The organism is Bacillus sp. FSL K6-0073 (assembly GCF_038006085.1).
Lineage (GTDB): Bacteria > Bacillota > Bacilli > Bacillales > Bacillaceae_G > Bacillus_A > Bacillus_A cereus.
The window spans coordinates 1,179,659-1,205,631 of the sequence record NZ_JBBOUN010000001.1; the positions used below are offsets into that span (position 1 = coordinate 1,179,659).

Sequence of the window (25,973 nt, forward strand, 5' to 3'; positions counted from 1 at the left end):
AATGATAAACACGCTTATAAATGTATACCTTCCTCATTTTTTTGATTGGCTTATAGAAACGTCACTTATGGCTAGCATATTAGTCGGATTTATTTTATGTATAAAAGTTCTATTTAGAAATAAATTAACCCCCCGGTGGCAATATATGCTGTGGATCGTATTAATGATAAGACTCCTTTTACCGTGGTCGCCAGATAGCTCTTATAGCATTTACTCATTACTTTCTTATAGTTCTAGCGTATCGGAAGTTATTCCAAAAAATATGCCGGCTACTGAGAATATAGTGAACATAGAAAGCGACCGAAAAGTGGAATTGGAATCAAATTCTAAAATGGTGACAAAAACTAGCGAACCGGAAGTAAAAGTCAGTTCGGAAAAACAGACTACATTTTCTTTATACAAACTTGCTTTGTATGTGTGGCTAGCTGGGGTAATCATATTAGCAGCCATCACGTTTCTTACAAATAGACGTTTATATTCTTACATAAAGAAACAACCGGATATTACGGACGAACAGGTCACTACAGTGTTTAATCGCTGTAAGCAGTCTATGAAAATGAAGAAGGCAGTTTCATTACGTCTTGCAGGAAAGATTGCAAGTCCAACGGTTTTTAGTTTCTTTCGCCCGAAAGTATTACTATCAAAAAAACATATGAAAGTATTAAATGAACAACAATTACAATATGTCTTTTACCATGAGTTAGCTCATATTAAGAGAAACGATGTAGCTGTAAATTGGATTATGTACAGTTTAATCCTATTAAATTGGTTCAATCCAATTCTTTGGTACGCCTATTTTTGTATGCGAGAAGATCAAGAATTAGCCTGTGATGCATATGCACTTACTTTTATAGATAAAGAGGAACAAATTGCATACGGTCATACAATTATTACCCTTTTAGAACACTATTCCTATCAAGTACCAAGCCTAGCAAATTTAAGTAGAAATAAACGAACACTAAAAAGGAGAATCATTATGATTAAAAAATTCCAAAAGAAATCGTATCGTCTTTCTTTACTTGGAGTTATTGTCATAGTTGCTATAGCATCTCTTTCTTTATTCAACGCACGTGCAACGGAAGGGAAAGAAAAACAAAAGGATAAAGTAGAGCAGTCAAAGGATGCTTTCCAAAATGCTGTAGATATGCTGTTTGGTACAGAAGAAAATGCAAAAAAAGAATATAGGTATTCAGCAAGAGTGTATGAAAATAAGACAGATTATTTATATTTAGCTGAAAAGGCTTTAACAACAGATGAGTTCCAACAGTACATAAAATTGTATAAAGAAATTATTAATATACAGAAAAAAGGTGCTCCGAGAGATTCTGACTACGAGTCAATATTTTTTAGGGAAGAACGTTTAACAGAAGCTGATCGTGAAAAATTATATGCACTTTATGATCAATCAAAACCGTTTAATGACAAAGTGGAAGAATCTTTAAATTACACGGTAAAGGAAGCGCAGGAACATGTAGATTTTCAAATTAAGAAGCCAACTTACACAATTGAAGGCTACGATCTAAAGGATGAAAAGGTAAGTTGTTTTATTAAGAGAAGACCCGAGTTAATTATAGAATTAGAGTATACAAACGGAAAAGGAAACTATACAACTTATCAATCACAAGTATTTGGAGAAAGTAAAGATCCGTTCCATGCTTTATTTGTTGTAGAAGAAAATATTGAACAGTACGAATTAGAAGGTAATCAAATATTCTACGCTACTCATCACTCGGATAGTAATTTACAAGGTATGAAGATGATTGTTCCAGCAAAAGGGAAAAATAGTGCATACCAAATCGTTATTATTAATCATAGTTTAGAGAACCCAGGAGAAGCAGTATTCGATAAGAATGTAAATAAAGAAGAATTAGAGAAAATTATGCTTTCTATGTTGAAATAGCAAAAAGGTGTTCTTAAGATGTATATCTCTAGAACATCTTTTCCTTTTCTCTTTTCTTCTGATAAACTATGGAAAGTATGATATACACTGACTGGAATTTTTTTATACTGGAAATAATAAAAAGAGAACTTGTATAGAATGTAAGCGTGTGGTAATATCAAAGATGTACTGATTGACTATATTATCCAATTGGTCATTTTTGGAGGTGATGATGTGGCAATAGATCGAAAACGTTCTATTATTGAGGCTGCAACAAAGTCTTTTTCAGCGTTCGGTTATAAAGCAACAACGATGGATCAAGTAGCGAAGTTAGCGAATGTAGGGAAAGGAACGATTTATACTTTTTTCAAAAATAAAGAAGAGTTATTTGGTGAAATTATTTCTAATTTAATTACAGAAATGAAGCAAGTTGCAGAAAGTGCAATTCGTTCAGATGTTTCATTTTTTGAAAATGTACATAGAGCATTATATAGCATCTTGGAATTTAGAAAAGAACATCAGCTCATGATTAAATTAATTCAAGAAGAGCGCGATATGGGAACGAAAGAAGTACAAGAAGTGATGCAACAAGTTGATGTGGAAATCGTTTCTGTTATTCAATCGTATTTAAAAATTGCGATTGAAAAAGGTGAAATTAGCAAATGTGATCCAGAAATTACAGCATTTATTATGCTTCGTCTATATGTATCGCTTATTTTTGATTGGGAAAAAAATCACGAACCGCTAGAAAAAGAAAAAATTGCAGAGTTATTTGAACTTTATTTACTAAAAGGATTGTCAAACTAAGATAATCCTTTTAATTTTATAAAAAATGACCAAATGAACAATACGGTCATATATTTAAGTTAAGGGGGGATATAGAAAAATTATAATCATAATAAGAAAAAGTTGCATAGTAATAAATTCAGGGATAAGGCATATGTATGAACAAGTATAGCCTTTTTGTTTGGGTGAAAATGACTATATGAACATTTTGGTCATTTTATAAAAGGGGGAGAAATTATGAAAGGGAATCAGTTACTTCGGAAAGAGTTCACGGAAATTATAAAAAGTAAAAAAATATTAATTCCAATTATTGCGGTCTTATTCGTACCAATTTTATATGCAGGGATGTTTTTGTGGGCTTTTTGGGATCCGTATAAACAGTTAGATGACTTACCAGTTGCAGTAGTCAATTTAGATAAAGGCGCAGTATTTGATGGGAAACCAATTGAGGTCGGAAAAGGGCTCGTTGATAATTTAAAAGATAATAAAAGTTTTAAATGGGAGTTCGTAAGTGAAAAAGAAGCGAAGAAAGGAATGGAAGGTAGAAAGTATTACATGTTAGTGCGCATTCCAGATGACTTCTCAAGTAACGCTACAACGTTACTAAAAGACGATCCGAAGCCATTAAACTTAGAATATATTCCAAACGAAAGTTTGAACTTCTTATCTTCACAAATTGGCGGAACAGCCATTGAAAAAATTAAAGGTGAAGTAGCAAGCACGTTAACGAAAACATATGCAGAGAAAATGTTTGATTCCATTCAAGACGTCTCAAAAGGATTAGCAGATGGGGCGGAAGGAGCAAATAAACTACACGACGGATCAAGTGAGCTGCATGATGGTTCAAGTAAAGTGACGGATGGCCTTCATACACTGCAAGGGAAATCTGGGGAGATGAAGGATGGCGTTGGGAAACTATTTGATGGATCTGGGAAAGTGACAGCAGGTTTAAATACGTTAAATAGTAAAACAGGTGAGATGCAAATAGGTATCGGAAAATTAGTAGATGGATCAGGAAAAGTAACAGATGGTTTACATGTATTAAATAGCAATGCAGGTATCGGAAAATTAGTAGATGGATCAGGAAAAGTAACAGATGGTTTACATGCACTAAATAGCAATACAGGTATCGGGAAATTAGTAGATGGATCAGGAAAAGTAACGAACGGTTTAAATACGTTAAATAGTAAAACAAGTGAGCTGCAAACAGGTATCGGAAAATTAGTAGATGGGTCAGGAAAAGTAACAGACGGTTTAAATACGTTAAATAACAAAACGGGTGAAATGCAAAAAGGTATTGGCGAATTGCGTAATGGATCTGAGAAAGTGACCGGTGGTTTGAACAAATTAGTAAGTAAATCCGGTGAATTAAAAACAGGAACAACTGATTTATCAAATGGTATGGAACAACTGGTTGGGGGACAAAACCAATTAGAGGTAGCTTCTCAAAAAATTGAAAAGGGTTTGCAAGATTTAAATAGTAAAGTGAAAAATTCTGCTGCAGGTTTAGAGGAAATACAGTCGAAAGGCCCTTCTATATTGAATACAGTAAATGAGAAAATAGATGGAGCTGGGGCGAATGTAAATCAGTTAAATGAACTTACGCAATCAACAGCAGGAGATGCAAAAAATGCAGCGCAAGATGTAGCGAATTTACAAAAGCAAATCGAGAGTTTACCGAAAGAATATCAAGAGCAGTTACAACCATTTATAACAAGTGCTGCAAAAAGTACAGCTACAGTTCAACAAAAATCTACCGGAGTAGCAGGTGGAACAAATAAATTAAATGAAGAAGTAAAACAATTAAAAGGCGAAATAAATCAAAAAACAAGTGATGCACAAAACAAACTACCGAATACAGCGAAATTGGACTCTTTAACAGAGGGTATTGAGAAATTAGCCAGTGCACAAAAAGGATTTGTTGAAAATTTCCAAGGGTTTGGTAAGAATTTAAATGTAGCAAAAGAAGGCGCAAATAAATTTAAAAATGAATCCGATCAATTAATTGATGCGATAAATCAATTAGCAGATGGCTCTGGTCAAGTAACAGGCGGTTTAGGTGCATTATCTGTAGGAGCAAATCAAATGGCAGGTGGTGTACATCAATTAGCAGATGGCTCAAGTCAAGTAACAGACGGTTTAGGAACATTGTCTGCAGGAGCAAACCAAATGGCAGGTGGAGTAAATCAATTAGCAGATGGCTCAAGCCAAGTAACAGGCGGTTTAGGAACATTATCTGTAGGGGTGTCCAAATTAGCAGATGGCTCCGGTCAAGTAACAGGCGGTTTAGGAACATTATCAGCAGGGGTATCCAAATTAGCAGATGGTTCAAGCCAAGTAACAGGTGGTTTAGGAACATTATCTGTAGGAGCAAATCAAATGGCAGGTGGAGTAAATCAATTAGCAGACGGCTCCGGTCAAGTAACAACAGGCTTAGGCACATTATCAACTGGCTCAACCCAGCTAATCGATGGCGTTAATAAACTAGCAGACGGATCAGGAAAAGTAACGGATGGTCTCGTAAAAGTAAACGATGGTTCAGGTGAACTTGCTGAGAAACTTGGCGAAGGAGCAGAAAAAACTGGTGAAGTAAAAGGGACGGATAAAACGTATGATATGTTTGCAAGTCCTGTAAAAGTGAAGACGGAAAAAATAGCGGAAGTTCCAAACTATGGAACTGGATTTACACCATATTTCTTATCACTTGGTTTATTCGTTGGGGCATTACTACTATCTATCGTATACCCATTACGCGATACAGTCGGTGTTCCAAAATCAGGGTTTAGCTGGTTTATTAGTAAGTTCGGTGTTTTACTATCCGTCGGTATTATTCAAGCGATAGTAGCAGATGTTATATTACTGTTCGGATTAGGTGTAGAAGTACAAAGTATTCCGTACTTCATACTCTTTAGCATCGTTACAAGTTTAGCGTTTATTGCATTAATTCAATGTTTAGTAACAGCATTCGGTGATGCGGGCCGTTTTATCGCCATCATCACATTAATTATGCAGCTTACAACAAGTGCTGGAACATTCCCGTTAGAGTTGATTCCGAAGTTTTTACAACCATTCAATGCTTGGTTACCGATGACATACTCTGTATCAGGATTGAAAGCAGTCGTATCGAGTGGAGACTTTGACTTCATGTGGCAAAACATAGGAATGCTCATGATCTTTATCGTTGTATTATCACTTGGAACAATCGCTTCCTTAACTTTGATGCACAAACGACAATTTAAAAATGTTGCTGAAAATCAATCGGTTGAAGCGTAGATAAAAGCACCTTTTTGGTGCTTTTTTTATTAGTTTTGTTTTATCCCGCTTTAATGATGGGCAGTAAGACCCCACCTCAAAATTCAGCGAAAGCAAAGAAGTTAGGTGGGGATCAACTGCCCATTAAAGCCCCATTGGTGAGGGCTAATAATCAGTGGGGGATGAAGAAACCCCCACTGATTAAAGTTTCACTTCATTGGTTGAGAAAGTTCATTTGTTTTTCTGTTTTTACGGAACAAGTATATAACGATACTTATAAGAATAATTGTAGCTACAATCCAAATAAATGGACCATATTTTTCAGCAAAAGTATATAGTTTCATATTACTAGCAATTTCCTCTTTTGTTTTTCCTATTAGAATTTCAGAACCACTATACCCTTCAAGGGTATCCCCCTTTTTTATGCCAAAAATAAGAGTGTCTGATTTGTTTTCTATTCCCGTATATCGGTATCCTTTACTTTTAATTGTTAATTGAGTATCATCCTTTTTTAGTGAGTAATCTTCGATGGAAATATCTTTTCCTGACAGTGTAATTGGTTCCATCGAAAAACGAATTTCTTTTAATGCAGGAAGAACCTCATTATTTAGTAAGAGCTGCTTTGCAATATGTTGCTCTGTATCAATGTTTATCCAATTTGCTTTTCGTCGTTTATACGTATTAATTTCAAGGAGTGCGAATTCTTTATTTTGAAGTTTTTCCTCTGTAATAGGTTGCGCAGTAGTTAATGCTCCTTTTAATAAAATCACACCGTCTTTTGCAGATTGAAATGAAGAGACTTCTTTCGTTTCTTTTAATGTATTGATAGCACTTCTATAATGTTCTTTTCCTAAAAGAACAGCTCCTGTATGTACGGTTAAAATAAGATATAGAATGCTTAATACTATAATAGCTTTTTTCACTATGTACCCTCCAAAGTATGTATAAGTTAATTGTAACATAATTTACCATCTTTAATTTGTTAATTTGAATAATAGGTTGCAAATATAAAAGTGGTAAGTCAGTTTGAAGAAAGTGTGGGTGAGAGGAGTAAAAATGAAAAGGAATTCCATAATAGGAAACCAGAAGATACAAAGAAAATAGATAGTAGAATATATACGTCTGTCGTAGTAGCTTCATTATCGAATAAGAGAGGAAGCAGTGTTGAAGCACCTATGGTGAAAAATAGCAAAAAAGATAATGAATAAGAAAAATTTATCAATTTTAGAGTGAAATATCATTTATAATCATCCTTCTCCTTAATTTCACCATATCGCATGTGCAGTTTAAACGAAAGAAAAGGATTTACAACAATTTACAGAGAAAACTAGAATAGAGGAGTTGATATGATGAAAGGAAATCTTACTTATTATTTTATCTTAAATCCGCTAATCATCTTTCTTGTTTACGCCCTTTCACCTATCTTGTTTCATAAAGAAAAATATATAAATATGAAAGATGCACTAGGAATACTTTTAGTTTACTATGTGCTAATTAGCGGGTATTACTTTATGGATGTTATAAGTAAAAGAATGAAGAAGAATAGTGAGGACAAATAATAAAGTTTTATGGCGTAAAAATCGATGGAGGACAACAAAATGACTGAAAGTGAAATGAAATTCCGTGATACGACCATTCGTAACTTTTTCGATAAAGAGGAGCGCTTAAAATCGATTCCAGGTCAAAAGAAGAAGAAACTAGTATTGTTAGAGCTTTTAATTAGCAAGTTAGATGCTGGAAATCAATATACAGAAAAAGAAATTAATACATTTATAAAACAATATCATGATGATTTTTGTACAATTAGACGTGAATTTATTGTACATAGGTTTATGGATAGAGAGGATAATATGTACCGTATAAACGGGAGAGAAGTTTGGACGAAGTGGGAGGAGTTAAAATAATGAATCAGCGAGGGGATCCCCGCTGATTATAAGCCTGTGCTAGTCTTGCTGTTTCTTTGTAGTAAGTCTATGAACGCTTCAACATTCGAACTTGTAATGTACCCAAGCGTTATATATTCATCTTCATAGTAAAATATTATTTTTTTGTCAAAGATTCTTCTCTTCGTTTCTATGGATAGAATTTTTTCATAATCAAATTCGGCAATGAATGTGTTTTTATATTGGCTAAAAAAGAGAAGTCTTTGATTAGTAGCAAGTAACATGCCAGGATACGGGACTTTATGCGTAATCATATAGCCAGTAAGTGAACATTTTAAAGTAGATAAAATTTTTTCTTCTTTATGTAATAGTTGTTTTGCAGCTGTTAAGATTGGATTCATTGCATACATTCCTTTTATTTTGATGTATGAATATTGTATCAAGAGTAAAAAGATTCTCAATATGCAATATTGCATATTGGACGTTTTATAGTTTTAATATTATTTTTTAAAAGAAAAAGTACGAGGTGATTCAATGATACGGTTAGTAAAAGAGACTGATGCAGAAGCAATTATGAATATTAGAAAAGAAATTATATTATCGGAAACTACTACAAAATTTTTCATAGTATCCCCAAAGAAGTTACCGAATGATATGAATGCAGAAAGAGAAAAGATACGGAAAAGCAATGAGGAAGGTAATCTTTACATCGTGTATAAAATAGATAGTAAGGTAGTCGGCTTTTTACTCTTTAATCGATATGAACTAGAACGGTTACAACACGCAGGCACAATGGGAATGGGGATTAAAGAGGCGTATTGTAATCAAGGCATCGGCACGAAATTAATTGAATTTCTTATTAGTTGGGCTAAAAGGCAGAAAGGTTTAGAGAAAATTTGCTTAGGTGTAGTTTCTGTTAATGATCGGGCAATTAAAGTGTACAAACGTATGGGTTTTGTAGAAGAAGGAAGACAACGAAAGCAAATTAAATATGAAGATGGATCATATGGAGATGGATCATATGGAGATGATGTATTGATGGGCTTTTATATTGAATAAAGAATATATGGTATTAAGAAAAGGAATGTACATAACGTAAATTTCTAAAAGCAGTATATTGTCCATGCATTAACAGACTTTTACCTATGTATAATATTAATATAGTAAAATCATAACAACCGATATTGCAGTTTCCAATAATATACTATATAATCAATTTAAGAAAACGTTTTCATGCAAAGGGGGAGAATTTCGTGTCGACTATAGAGGACGTGGCGAAATTAGCGGGGTTATCAAGGACAACGGTTTCTAGGGTGATTAATAATCATCCATATGTTTCAGATGAGAAGAAAAAAAGGGTTCAATTAGCAATGAAGCATTTAGGCTTCGTTCCTAATTCTGCGGCGAGAAGGCTTCGTAAACAAAAAACGGAAACAATTGCGGTGCTAGTTCCAAGGATTACAAATCCTTTCTTCAGTAGATTTATTGAAGCAATCGAGATTGCTGCTTCTGAACATAAATATAAACTGATTATTTGTCAAACAAGATATTTACCGGAAAAAGAGATGGAGTATTTACAATTATTATCTACGAAACAAGTAGATGGGATTATTCTATGTTCACTAGAAAATCCGTGGGAAGATGTAGAGCCATACTTACAGCACGGTCCAATCGTGTTGTGTAATGAATATATTGAGGAAGCAAATATTCCAACAGTGAAGTTTGATCATGCGCAAGGAGCATACATAGCTGCGAAGCATGTGTTAGATCAAGGATATCGTAATCTTATTTTTTGCCGTGGTAACGAAACCAAAGTCGTTAGCCAGCAGCGAAAAATGGGCTTTTTACGTGCAATAACTGAGAAGAGCCGCCAAGTAGAAGCGATTGACTTTCTTGAAAACGCTTTCTCTTGGGAAGATGGAAAACGAATATTCCATGACGTATTAAAGGACAAAAAAAATCCTACCGCGATTTTGGCAGGAGGCGATGAGGTAGCAGCTGGAATTATCTCAGAGGCGAAACGCCATAACTGGAGCATTCCAGATGATCTCGCTGTTATCGGTTTTGATAATCAAATATTATCGCAGATTACAGAACCAGGTATTACGACAATTGAACAGCCAATTGATGAAATGGCCCGAAAAGTTGTCGACCTAATGATGGATAAAATCCATACGAAAAATTATCGAAAAAAAGAATTGTATGAGTTTGAACTGGAGCTCTTGGTGAAAGGTTCAACGATGAAGGATAAGATGTTATTAGCCTAGTAGACTATGTCTGCTAGGTTTTTTTATGTTCACAAACTACTATTCTTCGTGAACGCAATCGTCACATTTGTTATGGTATGCTTCGTGCTGCTCATCAATTTCTTTCCCGCAGTGTGCGCAAGTTTTCGTCGGTAAATTTCTGAAAAACTCCATTGGTTGATCGATCATGTCAATCCCTCCATTTCCATTTCTTACTATCATTGTATTAGTACAAAAAATAAAAGTCAACAACTGTTTTATAACAAAATTGAAAATTAATGAAAAAGTTTAGGAAATGGATTATAGTTAACAATGTAGGATGTAAGTAAAACATGCATTTCTACTCGGTTTTAGAAAGGATGGATACATATGAAAATGACTGTTGTCGGCTTTTGGGGCGGCTTTCCAGAAGCGGGAGAAGCAACGTCGGGGTATTTGTTTGAACACGATGGTTTTCGTTTACTTGTGGACTGTGGTAGTGGTGTACTAGCACAGCTTCAAAAATATATAACACCATCTCATATAGATGCAGTTGTACTGTCACACTATCATCACGATCATGTTGCGGATATCGGGGTATTGCAATATGCAAGATTAATTACGAGTGCGACAACAAGGCAACTACCGGAATTACCAATATACGGTCATACGTTTGACGAGAATGGATTCCATTCTTTAACACATGAACCACATACGAAAGGAATCGCGTACAATCCAGAAGAAACACTTCAAGTTGGACCGTTCTCGATTTCGTTCTTAAAAACTGTTCATCCTGTTACATGCTTTGCGATGCGTATTACAGCTGGAGATGATGCTGTAGTATACAGCGCTGATTCAAGTTATATTCCTGAATTCATTCCATTCACGAAAGATGCTGATCTTTTCATTTGTGAGTGTAATATGTATGCACATCAAGAGGCTGCAAAAGCAGGGCATATGAATAGTACAGAAGTAGCAAGTATTGCGAAAGATGCAAATGTAAAAGAACTTTTATTAACGCACTTACCGCATACAGGCAACCCAGCTGATTTAGTAACAGAAGCAAAACAAATTTTCAGTGGCCATATTACGCTAGCGCATAGTGGCTACGTATGGAACTCATGAGGTGATACGATGTTATTTATTGATAATAAAGGAATTACAGACCCTAGAATAAACTTAGCAATTGAAGAATATTGTGTGAAGAATTTAGATATTAACGAAACATATTTACTGTTTTACATTAATGAGCCTTCGATAATCATTGGTAAAAACCAAAACACAGTAGAAGAAATTAATGCAGATTACGTAAAAGAAAAAGGTATTCATGTCGTTCGTCGTCTATCAGGTGGAGGCGCAGTATATCATGATTTAGGAAACTTAAACTTCAGTTTTATTACGAAAGATGATGGAGACAGTTTCAGCAACTTCAAAAAATTCACAGAGCCTGTAACGAAAGCGCTTAGTAAATTAGGCGTAAATGCAGAACTAAGTGGTCGTAACGACATTTTAGCTGAAGGTAGAAAAATTTCGGGTAATGCGCAGTTCTCAACGAAAGGTCGTATGTTCAGTCACGGTACGTTACTATTTGACTCTGAAATCGATCACGTCGTATCAGCGTTAAAAGTAAAAATGGATAAAATCCAATCAAAAGGTATTAAATCAATCCGTAGCCGCGTTGCGAACATTACAGAGTTCCTAAACGAAGAAATGACGACAGAAGAGTTTAGACAACTTCTTCTAGAAACAATTTTCGAAGGAGAAACAGAAATCCCAACGTATGAATTAACAGAAGAGGATTGGAAAGAGATCCATAAACTTTCTGAAGAACGTTACCGAAATTGGGATTGGAACTACGGAAAATCACCGAAGTTCAACTTACAACATTCACACCGCTTCCCAGTTGGACAAGTTGACGTTCGTCTTGAAGTGAAAAAAGGAACAGTAACAGAATGTAAAATTTATGGTGATTTCTTCGGTTCATTAGATGTGCATGACATTGAAGAGCGTCTAACAGGTGTACAATTTGATAAAGATGCATTCACTGCAGCTTTAGAAGGCGTAGATATCGCACGTTACTTCGGTAACATTACAACAGAAGATTTCTTACATTTATTCTTCTAAAAATAAGGGAGGTTGCCATAACGGGCAGCCTCTTTCTTTTTGTGTAGATTGTCAGGTTTTGTCGATAAGTCGATATAACTGAAAAATCGCCGATATAAACCGAGTTGCGCTGATATATTTGAAAAATCGCCGATATAAATCGAGCTGCGCTGATATAACTGAAAAATCGCTCATATAATTTCATTTACCACAAAACATAAAATCACAGGACATTTGCCCCTCGTAAAGGAATATATATATTCAAAAGGAGGCGAATCGAAATGAAAAGGGTAATGTACGTTGTATTATTACTCAGCTTCGTCGTCGGAATGACAGCGTGTAGCAGTGGATCGCCCTCAAGTCGTACAATTTTGTCTATCGGAAAACCAGCGGAGATAATGTTATATATTTTACGCATACAGATAACAAACGAAAGATACATGATATACAAGACATGTTTCAAAATAAGAAGTGGAAAAGAAATGAAACATTCAGCACTGTTAATAAAACACCAGATGTCGTCTTATCAATAGATGAAGACAACAAAGGGTTACCGGCATTATATGTTACCGTGTATTTTCATGAAAATGGAGCGGACGTTTTGAATTTGTATGGGGAGTATACGAGCTTAAATAAAGAGGAACTTGAAAATCTTAGAAAAAAGATGAGTGCATATTATCCTAAAATGATTTTTGGTCTAGTGTTATAAATTACTTGTAAATAAAATCCCCTTATTTTTCCAAAGTAAACTAAGAGAAGGTGATCTGTCTATATGCAGTTAATAGAATATCACTTGCCACTTTAATTTTCTTTTAATATAATTAATTTAGAATTTTTAAATATTCTAAATTTTATAAAGGTGGGGTTTTTGTGAATCTCGTTCAATCTTTGGCTGAAACGGCAAAAAAGAAGGGGGAAAAACCGGCTTATATATTTATGGATCAGTCGGTCTCATATGACCAATTAAACAAAATGGTCACAAGGTTTTCTAGCAATTTAGCAGAAATGGGCATTGGAAAAGGGGACAATGTCGCATTAGTTGTTGGGAACTCACCACATTTTTTGGTCGGTTTATACGGAACAATGAAAGCCGGAGCAACTGTTATTCCAGTTAATCCAATTTATACAGCAGACGAAATGCATTATATTTTACAAAATGGAGATGTAAAAACAATCATCGTACTCGACGTCCTTCTACCTGTTATACAATCTCTTACAACAAGACTTCCTTCATTAGAAAACATCATCATATGTGAAACCTCATCAGATTTTAACCATACAGAAACCGAAAAAATGAAAACGTTTACTAGTTTTGTGGGGACTGGAGATACAACTTACGAAGGTCCTGAACTAGATGAAGAAGATGTAGCGGTTATTCTATACACTTCGGGCACAACTGGAAAACCGAAAGGCGCTATGTTAACACATAAAAATTTATATAGTAATGCGAACGATGTGGCGTCGTATTTACAATATACGGCTGATGACCGCGTTGTTGCGGCACTGCCTATGTTCCATGTATTCTGTTTAACAGTTGCGGTAAATGCACCGATTGTGAACGGGGCAACGATTTTAATGTTACCGAAATTTAGTCCGAAAGAAGTATTCCGTATTTGTCGCACGTACGAACCAACGATCTTTGCTGGCGTACCGACAATGTACAATTATTTATATTTATTTGAAGAAGCAAGCGCAGAAGATGTGAAGACGCTTCGTCTTTGTATTTCCGGTGGTGCATCGATGCCTGTTGCTCTTCTGCAAAACTTTGAAAAACGTTTTAACGTTATTGTTTCAGAAGGATACGGTTTATCAGAAGCATCACCAGTTACTTGTTTCAATCCGCTAGATCGTCCTCGTAAACCAGGATCAATTGGCACAAATATTTGGCATGTAGAAAATAAAATTGTAAATGAACTTGGGGAAGAAGTACCTGTCGGCGCAGTCGGCGAATTAATCGTTCGCGGACCTAACGTTATGAAAGGATACTATAATGCACCAGAAGATACAGCTGCGACATTGAAAGACGGCTGGCTATATACAGGTGACTTGGCGAAAATGGATGAAGAAGGTTACTTCTATATCGTGGATCGTAAAAAAGATATCGTCTTAGTTGGCGGTTATAACGTATACCCTCGTGAAGTAGAAGAAGTATTATATACGCACGAATCAGTAGCGGAAGTTGTCGTAATCGGTGTTCCTGATGAAAACTTAGGAGAAGCTGTGCGAGCGTACGTCGTTTTGAAGCAAGCAAACGTAACAGAAGAAGAACTAATGCATTACTGCACGTTACATTTAGCGAAATATAAAGTGCCGAAAAGCATTGAGTTTTTAATAGAATTGCCGAAGAATACGACGGGTAAGTTGTTAAGAAGAGCATTGAGAGAGAAAGCGATGCAAGTATAAAAATAGGGGCAACCATCTTTATGAAGGTGGTTGCCTTTGTATTTTTTAGAATCGGTTAAGCTATAACCCCATATATTTAAACCGTAATATGACTAATAAGGAGGAGATATAAGTGGAGCAGAAGGAATTACGTTTGCGGCGAGTGCAATACCTTATTTGTGACATTATGGATGAAATGAACGCGGAAAGTGAGAAGAAAAACTTAGAAATACTGCAGCAAGTCATTGATCAACTTTCAGGTGCGATAGGTGATTTAGTTGATCCATCAAGCTCGTATTCTATCGATTATTTGGAAAGAAAAGTGCACACGGCTCATTATTTATTATTTAAAAATGAGCGGAAAGCGTATTTGTGTAGGAAATGATATTTTTTATTGATAATTATTATCAATAAAGGGATTGTGTTGCGTATATTCATATAGAAGCAGCTGATACATACGATGTTAATTTTAAAACTTATAAAGAGCAAACAAATGAAAATATAAAACTACTAAAAAATGTGCTGCTTAAAAAATTATTGGGGTGCGAAGTATGTTAATAGTTTAATTCAAGAAAATATTTCAATTGGAGCAGATAAGGGCTGGGTTCCAGATGAAGAGGTAAGCCGCGCGGAAGCAGTACAATAACATAATATATTTTATCAGTAGATATTCAGTCGGGGGGATAAGGATGATTGTGTTACGAAAAAATGAATATTATATATTTTTACCTAAAAGAAATGAAAAGTTTGCTGTTCACATAAAAAACCGAACCACCATCTAAATAGCGGTTCGTTTTTTTTATTTTTTCTCTACTAATTTCTTATTCTTCCAATCTAGTGTGAACAATTTATTAAATGTTTTTTGATCAACGTCTTTTACGTTGTTTCCAACCCAGTTTGCAGTTCCGAATGTGTAGCCTGGACGAAGTTGGTAATCGTCGGCGTGTTTTGTATAAGCGACTTGTAAGTTAGATTGATCTGTATTTTTTTCAGAGATAACAACAGCAATCATACCAGGAGAGAAACCGCTATTTGTTAATGCTGGAAGTTGATCCATCGGTATTAAATTACCTTTTGCATCAGATTCATATAGGTATGTGCGAGAGTACATGAACAGTTGGTTTCCATATAAAGAATGATAGGAGTCACGTGTGTAAATACCCCAGTTTTGATTGTTATATCCGTTAAAGAATACGTTCCACTTTACGTTTTTGTTCGTTTGGTCAATTAAATTTGTTTTATAACTAGTTTGTTTATAGCTTACAGAGTCAGACCAAGTGACTTGACCAGTTGCACCAGCTTCACCGCTAGGGCCATTAGGCGTTACAGAAGCTTTAACAGAGCCACCAAGTTGATAAGATACGCTAGATGTTACAGTCGTTTCTTCTACAGCATTTGTAGGTGCTACGTTAAAGAAACGAGCGCTGTTATCTTGAAGGTTAAATGCAACATCATATTGTGAAGGATAACGTAATGTTGCACTAGCGCCAGGGATTGGGTAGTTATCAATAGGTGCATCACTTATAGTAGGATTTGCTTTTAGAAAACTACCAGTTGTATTAATAACGGCAATCTGTTTATCAGCGCTTGGGTCATCGATAAAAGTTACCTTTAAAGACATTGTCATATTATCAGCTTGATCATTATTAAATGTATTATAGCTCGTATGTGTTTTTGCGTTTTGTCCGATATCTGTTACAACTTGCGATGTTGTTTGAGCATAAGCAGCAGGTGTTGAAAGAGTTACAGCGCTACTAGCAAAAACAGCGGATAATGCTAAACATTTTAAGTATGTTTTAGAACGTTTCATACAATCACTTCCTTTTATTTTTGTCGATATATGTCGTATTACATTTATATCGTAACATGAAAATAAAACGGAATGGATGGTTATGCATAATTGCATAGATGAGTTTTGAAGGATAAAGATAATAGAATTTCATCCAACACTTAAGACTCAAAAATGTCCATTACAGCCGTTCTTAAAAATTTTAAGACAATATGTTTATCAATGTTCTTATTCTGAAGATTGAAGCGCTTAATATTTACGTTATAAGTGCATAACAAGTTATAATAGAAGAAATCAATAAGGAGGCTGGCTGTGAAGAATCTTCGTTATCTCAATATATTTACCATATTAATTATATACACACTACTTATGTTTTACATCGGCTGGAACGGATGGGTTTGGCTTCATGCGGTATTTGGCTGGGAATCTTGGGGATATTATGCTTTTATAGTTGCATTTATTTCATATGCGTACATTCTCGTGCAAGTGTTTAAGTTTTTGCCATTTCTGCGAACGATAGGTTCGATTTGGTTTGCGGTTATACAATATGCGCTTATGCTGTTGCCATTAGCTAATATTATGGTCTTTCTTTTACAGTTTTCAGTAGAGAAAGAAGCGGCAATTATTTGGACAGGGGCGGCTGTGATAGCTGCATTTATCTTTATCTTTGCGTATGGAGTATTTAATGCGTATAGTCCGGTAGTAAGAAAGTACGAGGTGCACATACCGAAAAAGGTAGAGGGGCGTAAAAGTTTACGCATGGCGATGGCTTCTGATATGCATTTCGGTAAACTGTCTGGCGTTTCGCATTTAAAAAGACTTGTTCGTCATGTAAATGAGATGGAACCTGATATTATTTTACTGCCAGGTGATATTATCGATGATCATCCAGGTGTGTTCATTCAAAAGAATATGGGACCAATCATGAAACAAATGAAAGCACCATTAGGCGTATATGGCGTATTAGGAAACCATGAATACTACGGTAGAGCGGTTCCAGAGTTTTTACAAGAGATGGATAAGATTGATATTCGTATTCTTTTAGATGAAGTAATTACAATTGAAGGTGACTTTTATCTCGTTGGAAGAAGAGATAAAACAGAGCGAGATCGCCAAAGCTTTGAACAATTAATGAGTACGGTAGATAAATCGATGCCTGTTATCGCAATGGATCACCAGCCATTTGAGTTGAAACAAGCAGCGGAGGCGGGTGTTGATTTACTATTATCAGGTCACACGCACCGCGGACAAATGGCGCCGAATCATATTGTAACGAGAAGAATGTACGAATTAGACTGGGGATACGCACAAAAAGGCGCGTTCCACGCAATTGTTTCTTCTGGATTTGGGTTTTGGGGACCACCGCTTAGACTTGGTAGTAGGTCGGAGATTGTGCAGGTAGAAGTTACATTTGAATAGGGGTTATGAAATAGAGAGCTGATGGCTCTCTATTTTTTTAATAAAAACAAATAACAATAAATATTTATGTTGGTGCTAATTTCATAAAAGAGATAAGATTATAAGACTCGATTAAAATAAAGGGGGATTGTAAGTGATCATATCAGATGTACTATACGGAGAATTTGAAGTGGATCAAGTAGTAGAAGAATTAATTTCAAGTAAGTCTATGCAAAGGCTAAAAGGTATTCATCAAAATGGCGCAAGTTACTTAATGAACGAGAAATGGAATGTAACGCGCTTTGATCATTCAGTTGGTGTTATGTTATTAGTTAAAAAATTAGGTGGTTCAGTAAAAGAACAGATTGCTAGTTTACTGCATGACGTATCGCATACTGCTTTTTCCCATGTGATTGATTACGTTTTTGATAATGAAGATGAAAGTTATCATGAAGAGATATTTAGTTCTGTTGTGAAAAACTCAGAAATTCCAGCGATTCTTGCGAAGTATGGTTATAACTATGAAGATATTTTGTTAGATGATTCGAAATGGACGTTACTCGAAAGGTCAGCACCAGAATTATGCGCAGACAGAGTGGATTATACATTACGAGATATGTATACATATGGGTATGTTTCTTTAGAAGAAGTTCACAGTTTTTTAGAAGATGTCATCGCTGTAGATGGGAAAATGGTTGTTCAAAGTGTCGAAATGGCAGAATGGTTTACAGAAACGTATTACAAGGAAGTAATCGATTTCTTTATGGAACCAATGAATATTTACGGAAATGATATGTTAGCGAAAACGTTAAAGGTAGCTCTTCATAAAAGGATTATTCATGCAGATGATTTTCTTCTTGAAGATGAGGAGCTTATTTCGAAATTGCAACAATGTAATGACCCCGAAGTAGAAGCTTTATTAAGCAAAGTTCATCGAAATGTAAAAGTAAAAGAAGATAGAAACGATTATGATTTACATCAGAAAAATAAAGTGCGTCTTATTGATCCGCCGTTACTTCGTGAAGGAAAAATCGTTCAGTCGTCTGTTGTGTCAGAAAACATAAGACAGATGAGTGATATTGCTTATGAAAAAGCGGTGAGAGGGATGTATGTGAAATTGATTTCGGAATAAAAAAGAAGTAGCGCATCTTTTTTAGAGCGCTACTTCTTTTTTATTAATTATCAAACCAATTCCAAATCTCAATATCTCCAAGAGTCGCATAACGTACGTGCGGGGAGTTTTGTAATTTTAATAACTCTTTCGATGGGCCAGTAATAACAATTCCGTATACTTTTACACCGTTATCCTTTACATATTGATAACGTTTATCTAAGTTTAGTTCTTTCTCAGAAAGCGCTGCTATTTTGCTTACCGTTTTTTTATGGATAGAAAGGACGCGCATCATTTCGGTTACTTTGTCTTCTTGCGTTTTCTGCCCGTCAGTTTCATTATCGAGGAATCTTACATGTTCTGGAAACCCTATAGCTTCTCCGCCATGTAGGATATAGTCATCTACATTTTTTCTTTCTTGTCCTGTATCTAAAGCGTACCATACAGGAGTTGGAGGGAGTTCTTGTGCCTCGAATATGCTATATAAAAGCGGTTCTAATTCTTTTAAAGTGTAAGCTTTATCAAAAGAAATTGCTACTTCTGCAACGGTTCCATCATGTACTTTTGCAAGTGTATCCCATACTTTTTTTGATGAATCCTTTAAATAATCACCCTGCTCTGTTTTGGGATGAACAAAGAAGAGTTTTGGTTGATAGAACGGATTCATCCAAGTTTGCTTCGTGATATCTACAGATGATAAGAAGCTTTTTGTTTCTATTGTACCAAGTGGCATTTCTTTTTTACCGACGGTTCTTACTAAATCAAATTGGCTATTTGTACGGAAAAAAGCTTCTACACTTGTTCCGCCTCCCATAACGCGGCTATTTGGGATAGTTGCTTCAAGTGCCAGCGAAGGAACCTCTCTAATTTCTTTTAGCCTTTTATCATTATTAGCTTGAAAATAAAAGGCTGATAATACCCCGCCGATTATATAGATAACGATGCAAATTGATAATATAAAACCAAACGTTTGTAAACGATGTTTCCACTTAATTCTCCAAAAAGGAATTTTAAGATCTTTTGGAGGTAACTTTTTCTTAATTGGTTCTGTTTTTGTTAACAGCTCATCTAAGTAAGCTTCACACTCTTCACATGACTCAATATGACTTTCTAACAGTTCTTGTTCATCATGCGTGAGCGTTCCATTTTCATACTTCTTCCATAGTTTTTTAAATTCTGCACAGCCCATCTGTATCACTCCTTTATGCTTTTTATTTCTTTTCGTCCCCTGTGTAATTCAATTTTCACTTTCGCTAATGAGAGACCAGTCATTTCTGCTATTTCCTTATAGGAGAATCCATAGTAATCTCGTAGTAGTAGGACATTTCGTCTTTCGAGCGGAAGAGAAGATAAACTGTCTAACCAACTAGCAATCTCATGTTTTACGAAATATTCATGTTCTGTACTTGGCACGTTTGGTAAATGGAATTCTTCCACTGTAGTTGTGTTATACTTTTTTTCTTTTCGATACCAATCGATAAAGGCGTTGTAGGCTATTGTAAATAACCACGGCCTAATTTCTTCGCCTTTATAATAATCAATATGGACGAGCATTCGGTAAAATGTTTCTTGCATGAGATCTTCCGCATAGTGGGAATCTCCGGTTAGGGAGAGAAGATAGCGAAATAAATCTTGCATGTGCCCGGAGTAAATTTCTTCTAATGATTGTTTGCGTTTCACTACATTTCCCTCCCTTCATACATAACAACGAAATACATATAAAAAAGTTACAATTTTTTATGGAATTATAGTAAAAAACGTCAAGAATTGGATTGTGTTCTCTTTTATCATAATACATATAAGGCGGGTGAACAGAGATGGAAAGCTATGAAACACAAATTCAAAGGTCAATTGATTATATTGAGGAAGATGTAATGGAAAAACAAACGCTGCGTAATTTAGCGCGGGTTGCAGGTTTTTCTGAGTCGCATTTTCATCGTGTATTTCAGGCGTTAGTAGGTGATACAGTAATGGAGTATGTTCGAAAGAGGAGGTTAGCCCGGGCAGCTTATCAACTTTCTCATACGGATGAAAAAGTTATTGATATCGCATTTGAGCATGGCTTTCAATCTCACGAAACGTTCACGAGAGCCTTTAAAAAATTATTTCAAATGACACCGAGTGAATATCGAAAACAAGAAATCGAAACACCGATGTATTACAGCGTGAATGTAAAGCAAAGAAAATTAAATCCGTATTTAGGAGGCATACAAATGGAATATCGTATTGTAAATAAACCAGAATTTTTAATGGCAGGTTATGAACTGAAGACGACAAGTAAAGAAGGGAAAAACCATCAAGACATCCCAGCATTTTGGCAAGAATATTTACAAAAAGATCTTGGAACAACGATTCCGAATCGTAAAGATACGAGCCAATGGGTAGAGCTTGGATTATGTACTGATTTTAATTTAGAAACAGGCGATTTCACTTATATTATCGGAATGGAAGTTACAGACTTTGAAAATGTACCAAACGAAGTTGCGAAGCGTACTTTCCCAGCAGCGACATATGCTGTATTTACAACGCCGAAAGTTCCTCATGAAGAAATGGTATCGTCTATTCACCAAACGTGGAATGCAGTATTCTCAGAATGGTTCCCGCATTCAGGATATGAACATTGCGGCGTTAATGAGTTTGAACTATACGATGAGCGTTCTCATGCAGATAAAAGCGAGTTCGCTCAAATTGAACTTTGGATACCAGTGAAGAAGAAGTAATAGAAAGAAAAGCGAGCCACTGAGTGGTTCGCTTTTTTCATATATGCTGCTATATTTGACGATTTTTGTCGGTAAGTCGATATATCTTGAAAATCGCTGATATATTTTGATTTACGCCGATATATTTGAAAAATCGCCGATATAATTCGAGTTGCGCCGATATATTTAGAAAATCGCCGATATAATTTCATATACCGAAGAACTCCCCAAAAAGAAAAGACGCCACATAGCGTCTTTCCTACGAACGAAACGGAAACACAAGAATAATCGTCGTTCCTTTTCCGAGTGCACTATCAACGGAAATTGTCCCGTTATGAGCATGAACGAGCTGTTTTGTAATGGCTAGGCCAAGTCCAGTTCCAATGTTGCTTTCTTCTGTGTTTGTTCCGCGGTAATATCGTTCAAATAGAAGTTCTTTCGTTTTTTCATCCATTCCTTTTCCATCATCTGAAATGGAGAGTGTAAAGGAATTAGCGTTTTGTGATAGTTTTACGGTGACAGTAGTTGTTTCGTTATTATGTTTTACCGCGTTTACGAGTAAGTTTTCGATAATACGCTGGAACCATTTTTCTTCAATGAAATATTGAATTTTATTTGAGCTCGGTACGAATTCAATATTTTGATTTTGGAGTGTTGGATTGTTAATAAATTGCAATAATACTTTTTGAACGAACTGATTGATTTCAACGTTTACGTGTTGGGCAGGAAGGCTGTTATTTTTTAATTGATACGTTAAGCTTAAATCATCAATTAATGTCGTCATATATTGAGATTTCTCTTTCATAACACTACCAAATTGCTGAATATCACGATCAGTCCAGTTATATTGATTCGATTCGAGTAATAATGCGTAGCCATATATAGAGCTAAGTGGTGTTTTTAAATCATGCGTTAGACCGGTAATCCATTCTTCTCGTGTTTGCTGGAGGACATGTCTCATCGCATCATTTTTTTTGAGTGTAATAGAAAGGTGTTCTAGTGAACTTGTTACATCTCTAAACAAACGGAATGACCATTTTTCTTTACCAGATCGCCGGAACCTGACAGGTTTTCCTTTTTTACTAATAGGTTCTTCATACTTTCCACCAGCGATATTTTTAAGCCAGCGCATCGCATGTAATAATGGTTTCCCGAATTTATTACCGTACCAAATAGAAAGAATGACTAAATAAACAAATACGATAAGAAGGATTAATCCGCATCCGATGAGAAACTTCTTAGTAAATACATCTTCAATTTCGTCATTTGGATAGTAGTGCTCATTTTTTGCAGTTACAACGAGAAGGTTGCCGCTATTTGCATCGTAAAAGCTAGAAGTGTTTTCTTTATGATTCCACGGTTCTTTTTCATTAAGGGCAATTTGTATTGCTGAAAATATTTTTTTCTTTCCAGTTGGATAGGAAAAAACCTCTTCGCCATTTTGATTAAATATTTGAAGTGTTGCTTTTTCTTTAGATAGTAACTGTTTTTCTTGGTCTGTTAATGCGAACGAATCCATCGTTAAAGAGGAATGCTCCTTTTGAATTGCTGTCAGTAACGCATTGCTTTTTAACATACCACCATAAATAACAAGTGCTTTCTTTTCTTCTAATTCAATTTCCCAATATGTAAATTTATAATTGCTTTCGATATGATGTTGTATATATGCGACTAAAGATGTCTTCGTATAAGCATCCGGAACATCATTTGGTGTATTAAAGTGGTAGAGGATCTTTCCGTTTTCATCTACAACTTGGAGCCAATCATTTTTCTCCTTTATTAAATCTTGTACTTCAGATTGTAACGAAATATGCCCATCTTCTGAAGAGATGTATCTTGAAATTGTAAAACTATCAGAATCCGGAATGTTAGGTTCGTATAAAGTACTAGTAAGAAGAAAAATTAAATAAGTAAAAGCAGCAACTACAGCGATAAGTAATGTAACTAAAACAAAAACGTGTTGCATGATAAATTGAATAATAAGTCGTTTATTAAAATTCATATCGTCACCCTACTTTGTAACGAACTTATAACCAAGCCCGCGAACGGTTTTTATATATTCTGGTTTACTTGGATCGTGTTCAATTTTTTCACGTAGTTTTCGAATGTGGACCATAACAGTGTTGTCATCGCCATTATAGGCAGGTGCTCCCCAAACTTTTTCATATATTTCCTCTTTCGAAAATACGTAGTTCGGATTCTCGCAAAAGAAGAGTAGTAGTTGAAAGAGTTGAGCGGAGCATTCGACAATGTGCCCATCTACTGTTAGTTCTGCAGAGTGCTGATTAATTTCAAATCTTCCAAATGAAATTGAGTGTGGTTTTTGTTCGTGTGGTACGGTTTGTTTCATATGTCTCCGAAGCTGTGCTTTCATACGTGCTACTACTTCTAATGGATTAAATGGTTTCGTAATATAATCATCTGCACCGTATGAAAATCCGGATATTTTATCTAAATCAGATGCTTTTGCTGATAGGAAGAAAATTGGACAATCTGTTTGTTGGCGAATGATTGGACAAATATCAAAACCAGATTGTCCAGGAAGCATTACATCTAAAATAATTAAATCGTAATGGTTTTGCTTAGTTAGAGATAAAGCTATTTCAGCTGATGTTGCAGTTGTAATATGAGAAAAGCCTTCTTTTTCAAGAATGGTAGTTAGTAATTGTAAAATTGCTGTTTCATCATCAACGAGTAAAATATTTGCTTGGTACATAAATATCCCTCCTAATTTTCTCGAATATCATATCATCATTTTGTAACTTATGGAATTTTTAAGGAAATTTTAAGGTTTTCTTTCGCAAAAAATTAAGAATCAAATGATATGATAAAAGTAACATAGGGGAGGAGATGAGTGTGAACCCGTTTCAAGTGATGCGAGCTAGATATTTTTTAATTGTATTTGCACTATTAATTTTAATAGCGAGAAGTAGTGGCGATTTGCTAACAAGTATATTTCATATACAAAATTCTTCTTTTATAAATATCCTTATATTCTATATCCTTCCGATGGTATGGATTTCTTATGAGTATAGAAAGCACCACATTTCATTTTCATTATTTGTTAATAAAAATGAAACATTTAACTTGGTACAAGTTTTATACATTACGGTTATGTTATGCATGTTTAGTTACGGGTATCTTATTTTGTATATGTATAGTTTTGCATGGATTACACCGGACTTTATTATGAACGCCCTGCATGAACCAATTGTAGATAGTACTGGGGGATATGTATCTCAAGTCATTAGGGTCGTATTCATCGCACCAATTATCGGGGAATTTGTTTTTCGCGGATTTTTACTTCAACGTTTTGCAACAAAATGGGGAACGAGCATAGCGACCATCGTTGTAGCAATATTGTTTGCGTTGTTACATGTTGATTTCCTCGGTGCAGCCATATTCAGCATCGTATTGTCAATCGTATATATTCGTACGAAAAGTTTACTCATGCCAATTGCAATACATATGTTAAACAATGCATTTGTAATAGGTGCGTCTTTTCTAATAAGTAGAGAAAAAATTATGAGTTTTGCCGATTTCTCAAATTATACGACATTCTTTCCTGGACTTATTATTTTTATAACAGGATTAAACTTAGTACTTATCTTTTTATTTGTTAATCGCAAATATTGGAGTAAAGAAGTGCCAGTTATATATGCAGAGCAGAAAAAGAGCTTTTCAGATGTAGTCGGGAGTAAATAAGATGAAGAAGACGGTTGAAAAAATATTAAAAGACATTATAGATGCTACGTCTATTACAGATATGTGTGATAGAAGTGTTTGTCATTGGCTTCAACCTGTAGTAGATACGATTGTGTTTCCAGAGTATTACGTATTTTCTAGTACTCATTTAAAAGAAAATATTATTTCTCTTCTTATTGTGTTCGGGGTTTTACTAATATTTGGTCTAATTGTAGAAGAAATGATGAAGCGCATCTTCAAAAAGAATGAAGAGAAGTATATGTGGATTCATAAAGTATTCGAGAAAGTAATGGTGGCTTTCCTTTTGTTTTATGGTATGAAAACAATCATTTACTTTATAGCTTTGAAACATCATTAATTCGAAATTTGAAAGGGATGTATAAAATTATATGAATGAAACGATATCATCAAATAAGTTTTTTTATTTGATTTTACTTAGTCTAGTGTTAATAACGACAGTGAATGTTATTTTGCGCTGGGAGGAAGCTTATTTTTTCATGTATTTAGCGCTCCATTTGCTAGGGATTTTATGTATAAGTGGTGGAGTGGTTACTGAAAAAAAGAATGAAGAAAGCGTTAACTATATGTGTGTGATCGGTCTTGTTTTACTTTTAGCTGTACAGGGTATTATGAAATATAGTTCTTTCTCTTTACAAGATTTTAGTTTATTAATAGATGTACTTCCTTAAAGAGGCTTTTTATTTTATCTAAAAAGCAAGTAGGGTACGTGTTAGTTTGTAAGTGTGATCCTTATTACGGAT

The 25,973-nt window shown here is 35.1% G+C and carries 26 protein-coding genes and 2 pseudogenes; 19 read left to right on the forward strand and 9 right to left on the reverse strand.

The features are described from left to right. Position 1: 1 nt before the first annotated feature. The 3 genes from MHB52_RS06210 (at position 2) to MHB52_RS06220 (ending at position 5,938) form a co-directional block, all read left to right on the forward strand. Positions 2 to 1,900: a M56 family metallopeptidase gene (locus MHB52_RS06210; RefSeq protein WP_061664473.1), complete on the forward strand. Its 1,899-nt coding sequence runs from the start codon at positions 2 to 4 to the stop codon at positions 1,898 to 1,900. A gap of 213 nt (positions 1,901 to 2,113) precedes the next feature. Further along, complete coding sequence (locus tag MHB52_RS06215; protein ID WP_000963381.1) at positions 2,114 to 2,686, forward strand: TetR/AcrR family transcriptional regulator; 573 nt, start codon at positions 2,114 to 2,116, stop codon at positions 2,684 to 2,686. 216 nt (positions 2,687 to 2,902) lie between these two features. After that, positions 2,903 to 5,938 carry a YhgE/Pip family protein gene (locus MHB52_RS06220; RefSeq protein WP_061664472.1) on the forward strand — a complete coding sequence of 1,012 codons (3,036 nt, stop codon included), beginning with the start codon at positions 2,903 to 2,905 and terminating at the stop codon, positions 5,936 to 5,938. A 188-nt stretch (positions 5,939 to 6,126) separates the two neighbouring features. Here MHB52_RS06220 and MHB52_RS06225 read toward each other — a convergent pair whose 3' ends face one another. Then, entirely contained in the window at positions 6,127 to 6,879 is a 753-nt protein-coding gene (locus MHB52_RS06225; protein ID WP_061664471.1) for a hypothetical protein, read from the reverse strand. 51 nt (positions 6,880 to 6,930) lie between these two features. On the opposite strand from MHB52_RS06225, the gene MHB52_RS06230 reads away from it, so the two are divergent. From MHB52_RS06230 to MHB52_RS06240, 3 genes are all read left to right on the forward strand, one after another. After that, positions 6,931 to 7,125 carry a hypothetical protein gene (locus MHB52_RS06230; protein ID WP_042890589.1) on the forward strand — a complete coding sequence of 65 codons (195 nt, stop codon included), beginning with the start codon at positions 6,931 to 6,933 and terminating at the stop codon, positions 7,123 to 7,125. 138 nt (positions 7,126 to 7,263) lie between these two features. After that, positions 7,264 to 7,476: a hypothetical protein gene (locus MHB52_RS06235; protein WP_002093902.1), complete on the forward strand. Its 213-nt coding sequence runs from the start codon at positions 7,264 to 7,266 to the stop codon at positions 7,474 to 7,476. Positions 7,477 to 7,515: 39 nt separating this feature from the next. Beyond that, the gene (locus tag MHB52_RS06240; protein ID WP_000140301.1) at positions 7,516 to 7,821 is read left to right on the forward strand and encodes a DUF2087 domain-containing protein; all 306 of its coding nucleotides are present in this window, start codon (positions 7,516 to 7,518) and stop codon (positions 7,819 to 7,821) included. 26 nt (positions 7,822 to 7,847) lie between these two features. Here MHB52_RS06240 and MHB52_RS06245 read toward each other — a convergent pair whose 3' ends face one another. After that, positions 7,848 to 8,201: a PH domain-containing protein gene (locus tag MHB52_RS06245; RefSeq protein ID WP_001068220.1), complete on the reverse strand. Its 354-nt coding sequence runs from the start codon at positions 8,199 to 8,201 to the stop codon at positions 7,848 to 7,850. A gap of 133 nt (positions 8,202 to 8,334) precedes the next feature. Here MHB52_RS06245 and MHB52_RS06250 point away from each other — a divergent pair, with 133 nt between their 5' ends. Together MHB52_RS06250 and MHB52_RS06255 are read left to right on the forward strand one after the other, a co-directional pair. Further along, positions 8,335 to 8,859: a GNAT family N-acetyltransferase gene (locus MHB52_RS06250; protein WP_061664470.1), complete on the forward strand. Its 525-nt coding sequence runs from the start codon at positions 8,335 to 8,337 to the stop codon at positions 8,857 to 8,859. 194 nt (positions 8,860 to 9,053) lie between these two features. Continuing rightward, positions 9,054 to 10,067, forward strand: a complete 1,014-nt coding sequence (locus MHB52_RS06255) for a LacI family DNA-binding transcriptional regulator (RefSeq protein WP_061664469.1) — start codon at positions 9,054 to 9,056, stop codon at positions 10,065 to 10,067. 39 nt (positions 10,068 to 10,106) lie between these two features. Here the strand turns inward: MHB52_RS06255 and yhfH are convergent, their stop codons facing one another. Next, positions 10,107 to 10,235, reverse strand: a complete 129-nt coding sequence (gene yhfH, locus MHB52_RS06260; RefSeq protein WP_000567010.1) for a protein YhfH — start codon at positions 10,233 to 10,235, stop codon at positions 10,107 to 10,109. 180 nt (positions 10,236 to 10,415) lie between these two features. Between yhfH and MHB52_RS06265 the strand changes: the two genes are divergently transcribed. The 5 genes and pseudogenes from MHB52_RS06265 (at position 10,416) to MHB52_RS06285 (ending at position 14,895) form a co-directional block, all read left to right on the forward strand. Next, on the forward strand, positions 10,416 to 11,150 hold the full coding sequence (locus MHB52_RS06265; RefSeq protein WP_061664468.1) for an MBL fold metallo-hydrolase: 735 nt from the start codon (positions 10,416 to 10,418) through the stop codon (positions 11,148 to 11,150). A 9-nt stretch (positions 11,151 to 11,159) separates the two neighbouring features. Further along, a complete protein-coding gene (locus MHB52_RS06270) occupies positions 11,160 to 12,149 on the forward strand; it encodes a lipoate--protein ligase (protein ID WP_061664467.1) in 990 nt (329 codons plus the stop codon). A gap of 260 nt (positions 12,150 to 12,409) precedes the next feature. Next, positions 12,410 to 12,837, forward strand: a pseudogene (locus MHB52_RS06275) (hypothetical protein). 161 nt (positions 12,838 to 12,998) lie between these two features. Beyond that, positions 12,999 to 14,531, forward strand: a complete 1,533-nt coding sequence (locus MHB52_RS06280; RefSeq protein ID WP_001055200.1) for a fatty acid--CoA ligase family protein — start codon at positions 12,999 to 13,001, stop codon at positions 14,529 to 14,531. A gap of 112 nt (positions 14,532 to 14,643) precedes the next feature. Continuing rightward, complete coding sequence (locus MHB52_RS06285) at positions 14,644 to 14,895, forward strand: hypothetical protein (RefSeq protein WP_061664466.1); 252 nt, start codon at positions 14,644 to 14,646, stop codon at positions 14,893 to 14,895. A 414-nt stretch (positions 14,896 to 15,309) separates the two neighbouring features. On the opposite strand, the gene cytK2 is transcribed toward MHB52_RS06285, so the two are convergent. Both cytK2 and MHB52_RS06300 read right to left on the reverse strand, forming a co-directional pair. After that, positions 15,310 to 16,320, reverse strand: coding sequence for a beta-channel forming cytolysin CytK2 (gene cytK2, locus MHB52_RS06295; RefSeq protein ID WP_000830629.1), 1,011 nt, complete (start codon positions 16,318 to 16,320; stop codon positions 15,310 to 15,312). Between the two features lie 143 nt (positions 16,321 to 16,463). Beyond that, positions 16,464 to 16,577: pseudogene (locus MHB52_RS06300) on the reverse strand (TetR family transcriptional regulator); the annotation flags it as partial. 34 nt (positions 16,578 to 16,611) lie between these two features. Here MHB52_RS06300 and MHB52_RS06305 point away from each other — a divergent pair. Both MHB52_RS06305 and MHB52_RS06310 read left to right on the forward strand, forming a co-directional pair. Beyond that, positions 16,612 to 17,718, forward strand: coding sequence for a metallophosphoesterase (locus MHB52_RS06305; RefSeq protein WP_016117401.1), 1,107 nt, complete (start codon positions 16,612 to 16,614; stop codon positions 17,716 to 17,718). A 133-nt stretch (positions 17,719 to 17,851) separates the two neighbouring features. Beyond that, positions 17,852 to 18,829, forward strand: a complete 978-nt coding sequence (locus MHB52_RS06310; RefSeq protein WP_000587072.1) for an HD domain-containing protein — start codon at positions 17,852 to 17,854, stop codon at positions 18,827 to 18,829. A 43-nt stretch (positions 18,830 to 18,872) separates the two neighbouring features. On the opposite strand, the gene MHB52_RS06315 is transcribed toward MHB52_RS06310, so the two are convergent. Continuing rightward, positions 18,873 to 19,997: an anti-sigma factor gene (locus MHB52_RS06315; RefSeq protein WP_025966997.1), complete on the reverse strand. Its 1,125-nt coding sequence runs from the start codon at positions 19,995 to 19,997 to the stop codon at positions 18,873 to 18,875. Between the two features lie 5 nt (positions 19,998 to 20,002). Continuing rightward, positions 20,003 to 20,488, reverse strand: coding sequence for an RNA polymerase sigma factor (locus MHB52_RS06320; RefSeq protein ID WP_061664465.1), 486 nt, complete (start codon positions 20,486 to 20,488; stop codon positions 20,003 to 20,005). A 137-nt stretch (positions 20,489 to 20,625) separates the two neighbouring features. On the opposite strand from MHB52_RS06320, the gene MHB52_RS06325 reads away from it, so the two are divergent. Continuing rightward, complete coding sequence (locus tag MHB52_RS06325) at positions 20,626 to 21,528, forward strand: AraC family transcriptional regulator (protein WP_061664464.1); 903 nt, start codon at positions 20,626 to 20,628, stop codon at positions 21,526 to 21,528. Positions 21,529 to 21,766: 238 nt separating this feature from the next. On the opposite strand, the gene MHB52_RS06330 is transcribed toward MHB52_RS06325, so the two are convergent. Both MHB52_RS06330 and MHB52_RS06335 read right to left on the reverse strand, forming a co-directional pair. After that, entirely contained in the window at positions 21,767 to 23,509 is a 1,743-nt protein-coding gene (locus MHB52_RS06330) for a sensor histidine kinase (protein ID WP_001010438.1), read from the reverse strand. Positions 23,510 to 23,518: 9 nt separating this feature from the next. Beyond that, the gene (locus MHB52_RS06335; RefSeq protein ID WP_000283862.1) at positions 23,519 to 24,223 is read right to left on the reverse strand and encodes a response regulator transcription factor; all 705 of its coding nucleotides are present in this window, start codon (positions 24,221 to 24,223) and stop codon (positions 23,519 to 23,521) included. A gap of 140 nt (positions 24,224 to 24,363) precedes the next feature. Here MHB52_RS06335 and MHB52_RS06340 point away from each other — a divergent pair, with 140 nt between their 5' ends. The 3 genes from MHB52_RS06340 to MHB52_RS06350 are packed head-to-tail and all read left to right on the forward strand — an operon-like array spanning position 24,364 to position 25,901. Then, complete coding sequence (locus tag MHB52_RS06340; RefSeq protein WP_001067986.1) at positions 24,364 to 25,212, forward strand: CPBP family intramembrane glutamic endopeptidase; 849 nt, start codon at positions 24,364 to 24,366, stop codon at positions 25,210 to 25,212. A gap of 1 nt (position 25,213) precedes the next feature. Next, positions 25,214 to 25,570, forward strand: coding sequence for a hypothetical protein (locus MHB52_RS06345; protein ID WP_000754331.1), 357 nt, complete (start codon positions 25,214 to 25,216; stop codon positions 25,568 to 25,570). 31 nt (positions 25,571 to 25,601) lie between these two features. Further along, positions 25,602 to 25,901 carry a DUF2101 family protein gene (locus MHB52_RS06350; protein ID WP_001006050.1) on the forward strand — a complete coding sequence of 100 codons (300 nt, stop codon included), beginning with the start codon at positions 25,602 to 25,604 and terminating at the stop codon, positions 25,899 to 25,901. Positions 25,902 to 25,973: the final 72 nt, after the last annotated feature.

Bases quoted from the DNA above. Each gene is read 5' to 3' on its own strand.
- MHB52_RS06210 (WP_061664473.1), top strand. From the start codon at position 2: ATGATAAACACGCTTATAAATGTATACCTTCCTCATTTTTTTGATTGG.
- MHB52_RS06220 (WP_061664472.1), top strand. From the start codon at position 2,903: ATGAAAGGGAATCAGTTACTTCGGAAAGAGTTCACGGAAATTATAAAA.
- MHB52_RS06225 (WP_061664471.1), bottom strand. From the start codon at position 6,879: ATGTTACAATTAACTTATACATACTTTGGAGGGTACATAGTGAAAAAA.
- MHB52_RS06235 (WP_002093902.1), top strand. From the start codon at position 7,264: ATGATGAAAGGAAATCTTACTTATTATTTTATCTTAAATCCGCTAATC.
- MHB52_RS06240 (WP_000140301.1), top strand. From the start codon at position 7,516: ATGACTGAAAGTGAAATGAAATTCCGTGATACGACCATTCGTAACTTT.
- MHB52_RS06245 (WP_001068220.1), bottom strand. From the start codon at position 8,201: ATGAATCCAATCTTAACAGCTGCAAAACAACTATTACATAAAGAAGAA.
- MHB52_RS06250 (WP_061664470.1), top strand. From the start codon at position 8,335: ATGATACGGTTAGTAAAAGAGACTGATGCAGAAGCAATTATGAATATT.
- yhfH (WP_000567010.1), bottom strand. From the start codon at position 10,235: ATGATCGATCAACCAATGGAGTTTTTCAGAAATTTACCGACGAAAACT.
- MHB52_RS06265 (WP_061664468.1), top strand. From the start codon at position 10,416: ATGAAAATGACTGTTGTCGGCTTTTGGGGCGGCTTTCCAGAAGCGGGA.
- MHB52_RS06270 (WP_061664467.1), top strand. From the start codon at position 11,160: ATGTTATTTATTGATAATAAAGGAATTACAGACCCTAGAATAAACTTA.
- cytK2 (WP_000830629.1), bottom strand. From the start codon at position 16,320: ATGAAACGTTCTAAAACATACTTAAAATGTTTAGCATTATCCGCTGTT.
- MHB52_RS06315 (WP_025966997.1), bottom strand. From the start codon at position 19,997: ATGGGCTGTGCAGAATTTAAAAAACTATGGAAGAAGTATGAAAATGGA.
- MHB52_RS06325 (WP_061664464.1), top strand. From the start codon at position 20,626: ATGGAAAGCTATGAAACACAAATTCAAAGGTCAATTGATTATATTGAG.
- MHB52_RS06330 (WP_001010438.1), bottom strand. From the start codon at position 23,509: ATGAATTTTAATAAACGACTTATTATTCAATTTATCATGCAACACGTT.
- MHB52_RS06335 (WP_000283862.1), bottom strand. From the start codon at position 24,223: ATGTACCAAGCAAATATTTTACTCGTTGATGATGAAACAGCAATTTTA.
- MHB52_RS06345 (WP_000754331.1), top strand. From the start codon at position 25,214: ATGAAGAAGACGGTTGAAAAAATATTAAAAGACATTATAGATGCTACG.
- MHB52_RS06350 (WP_001006050.1), top strand. From the start codon at position 25,602: ATGAATGAAACGATATCATCAAATAAGTTTTTTTATTTGATTTTACTT.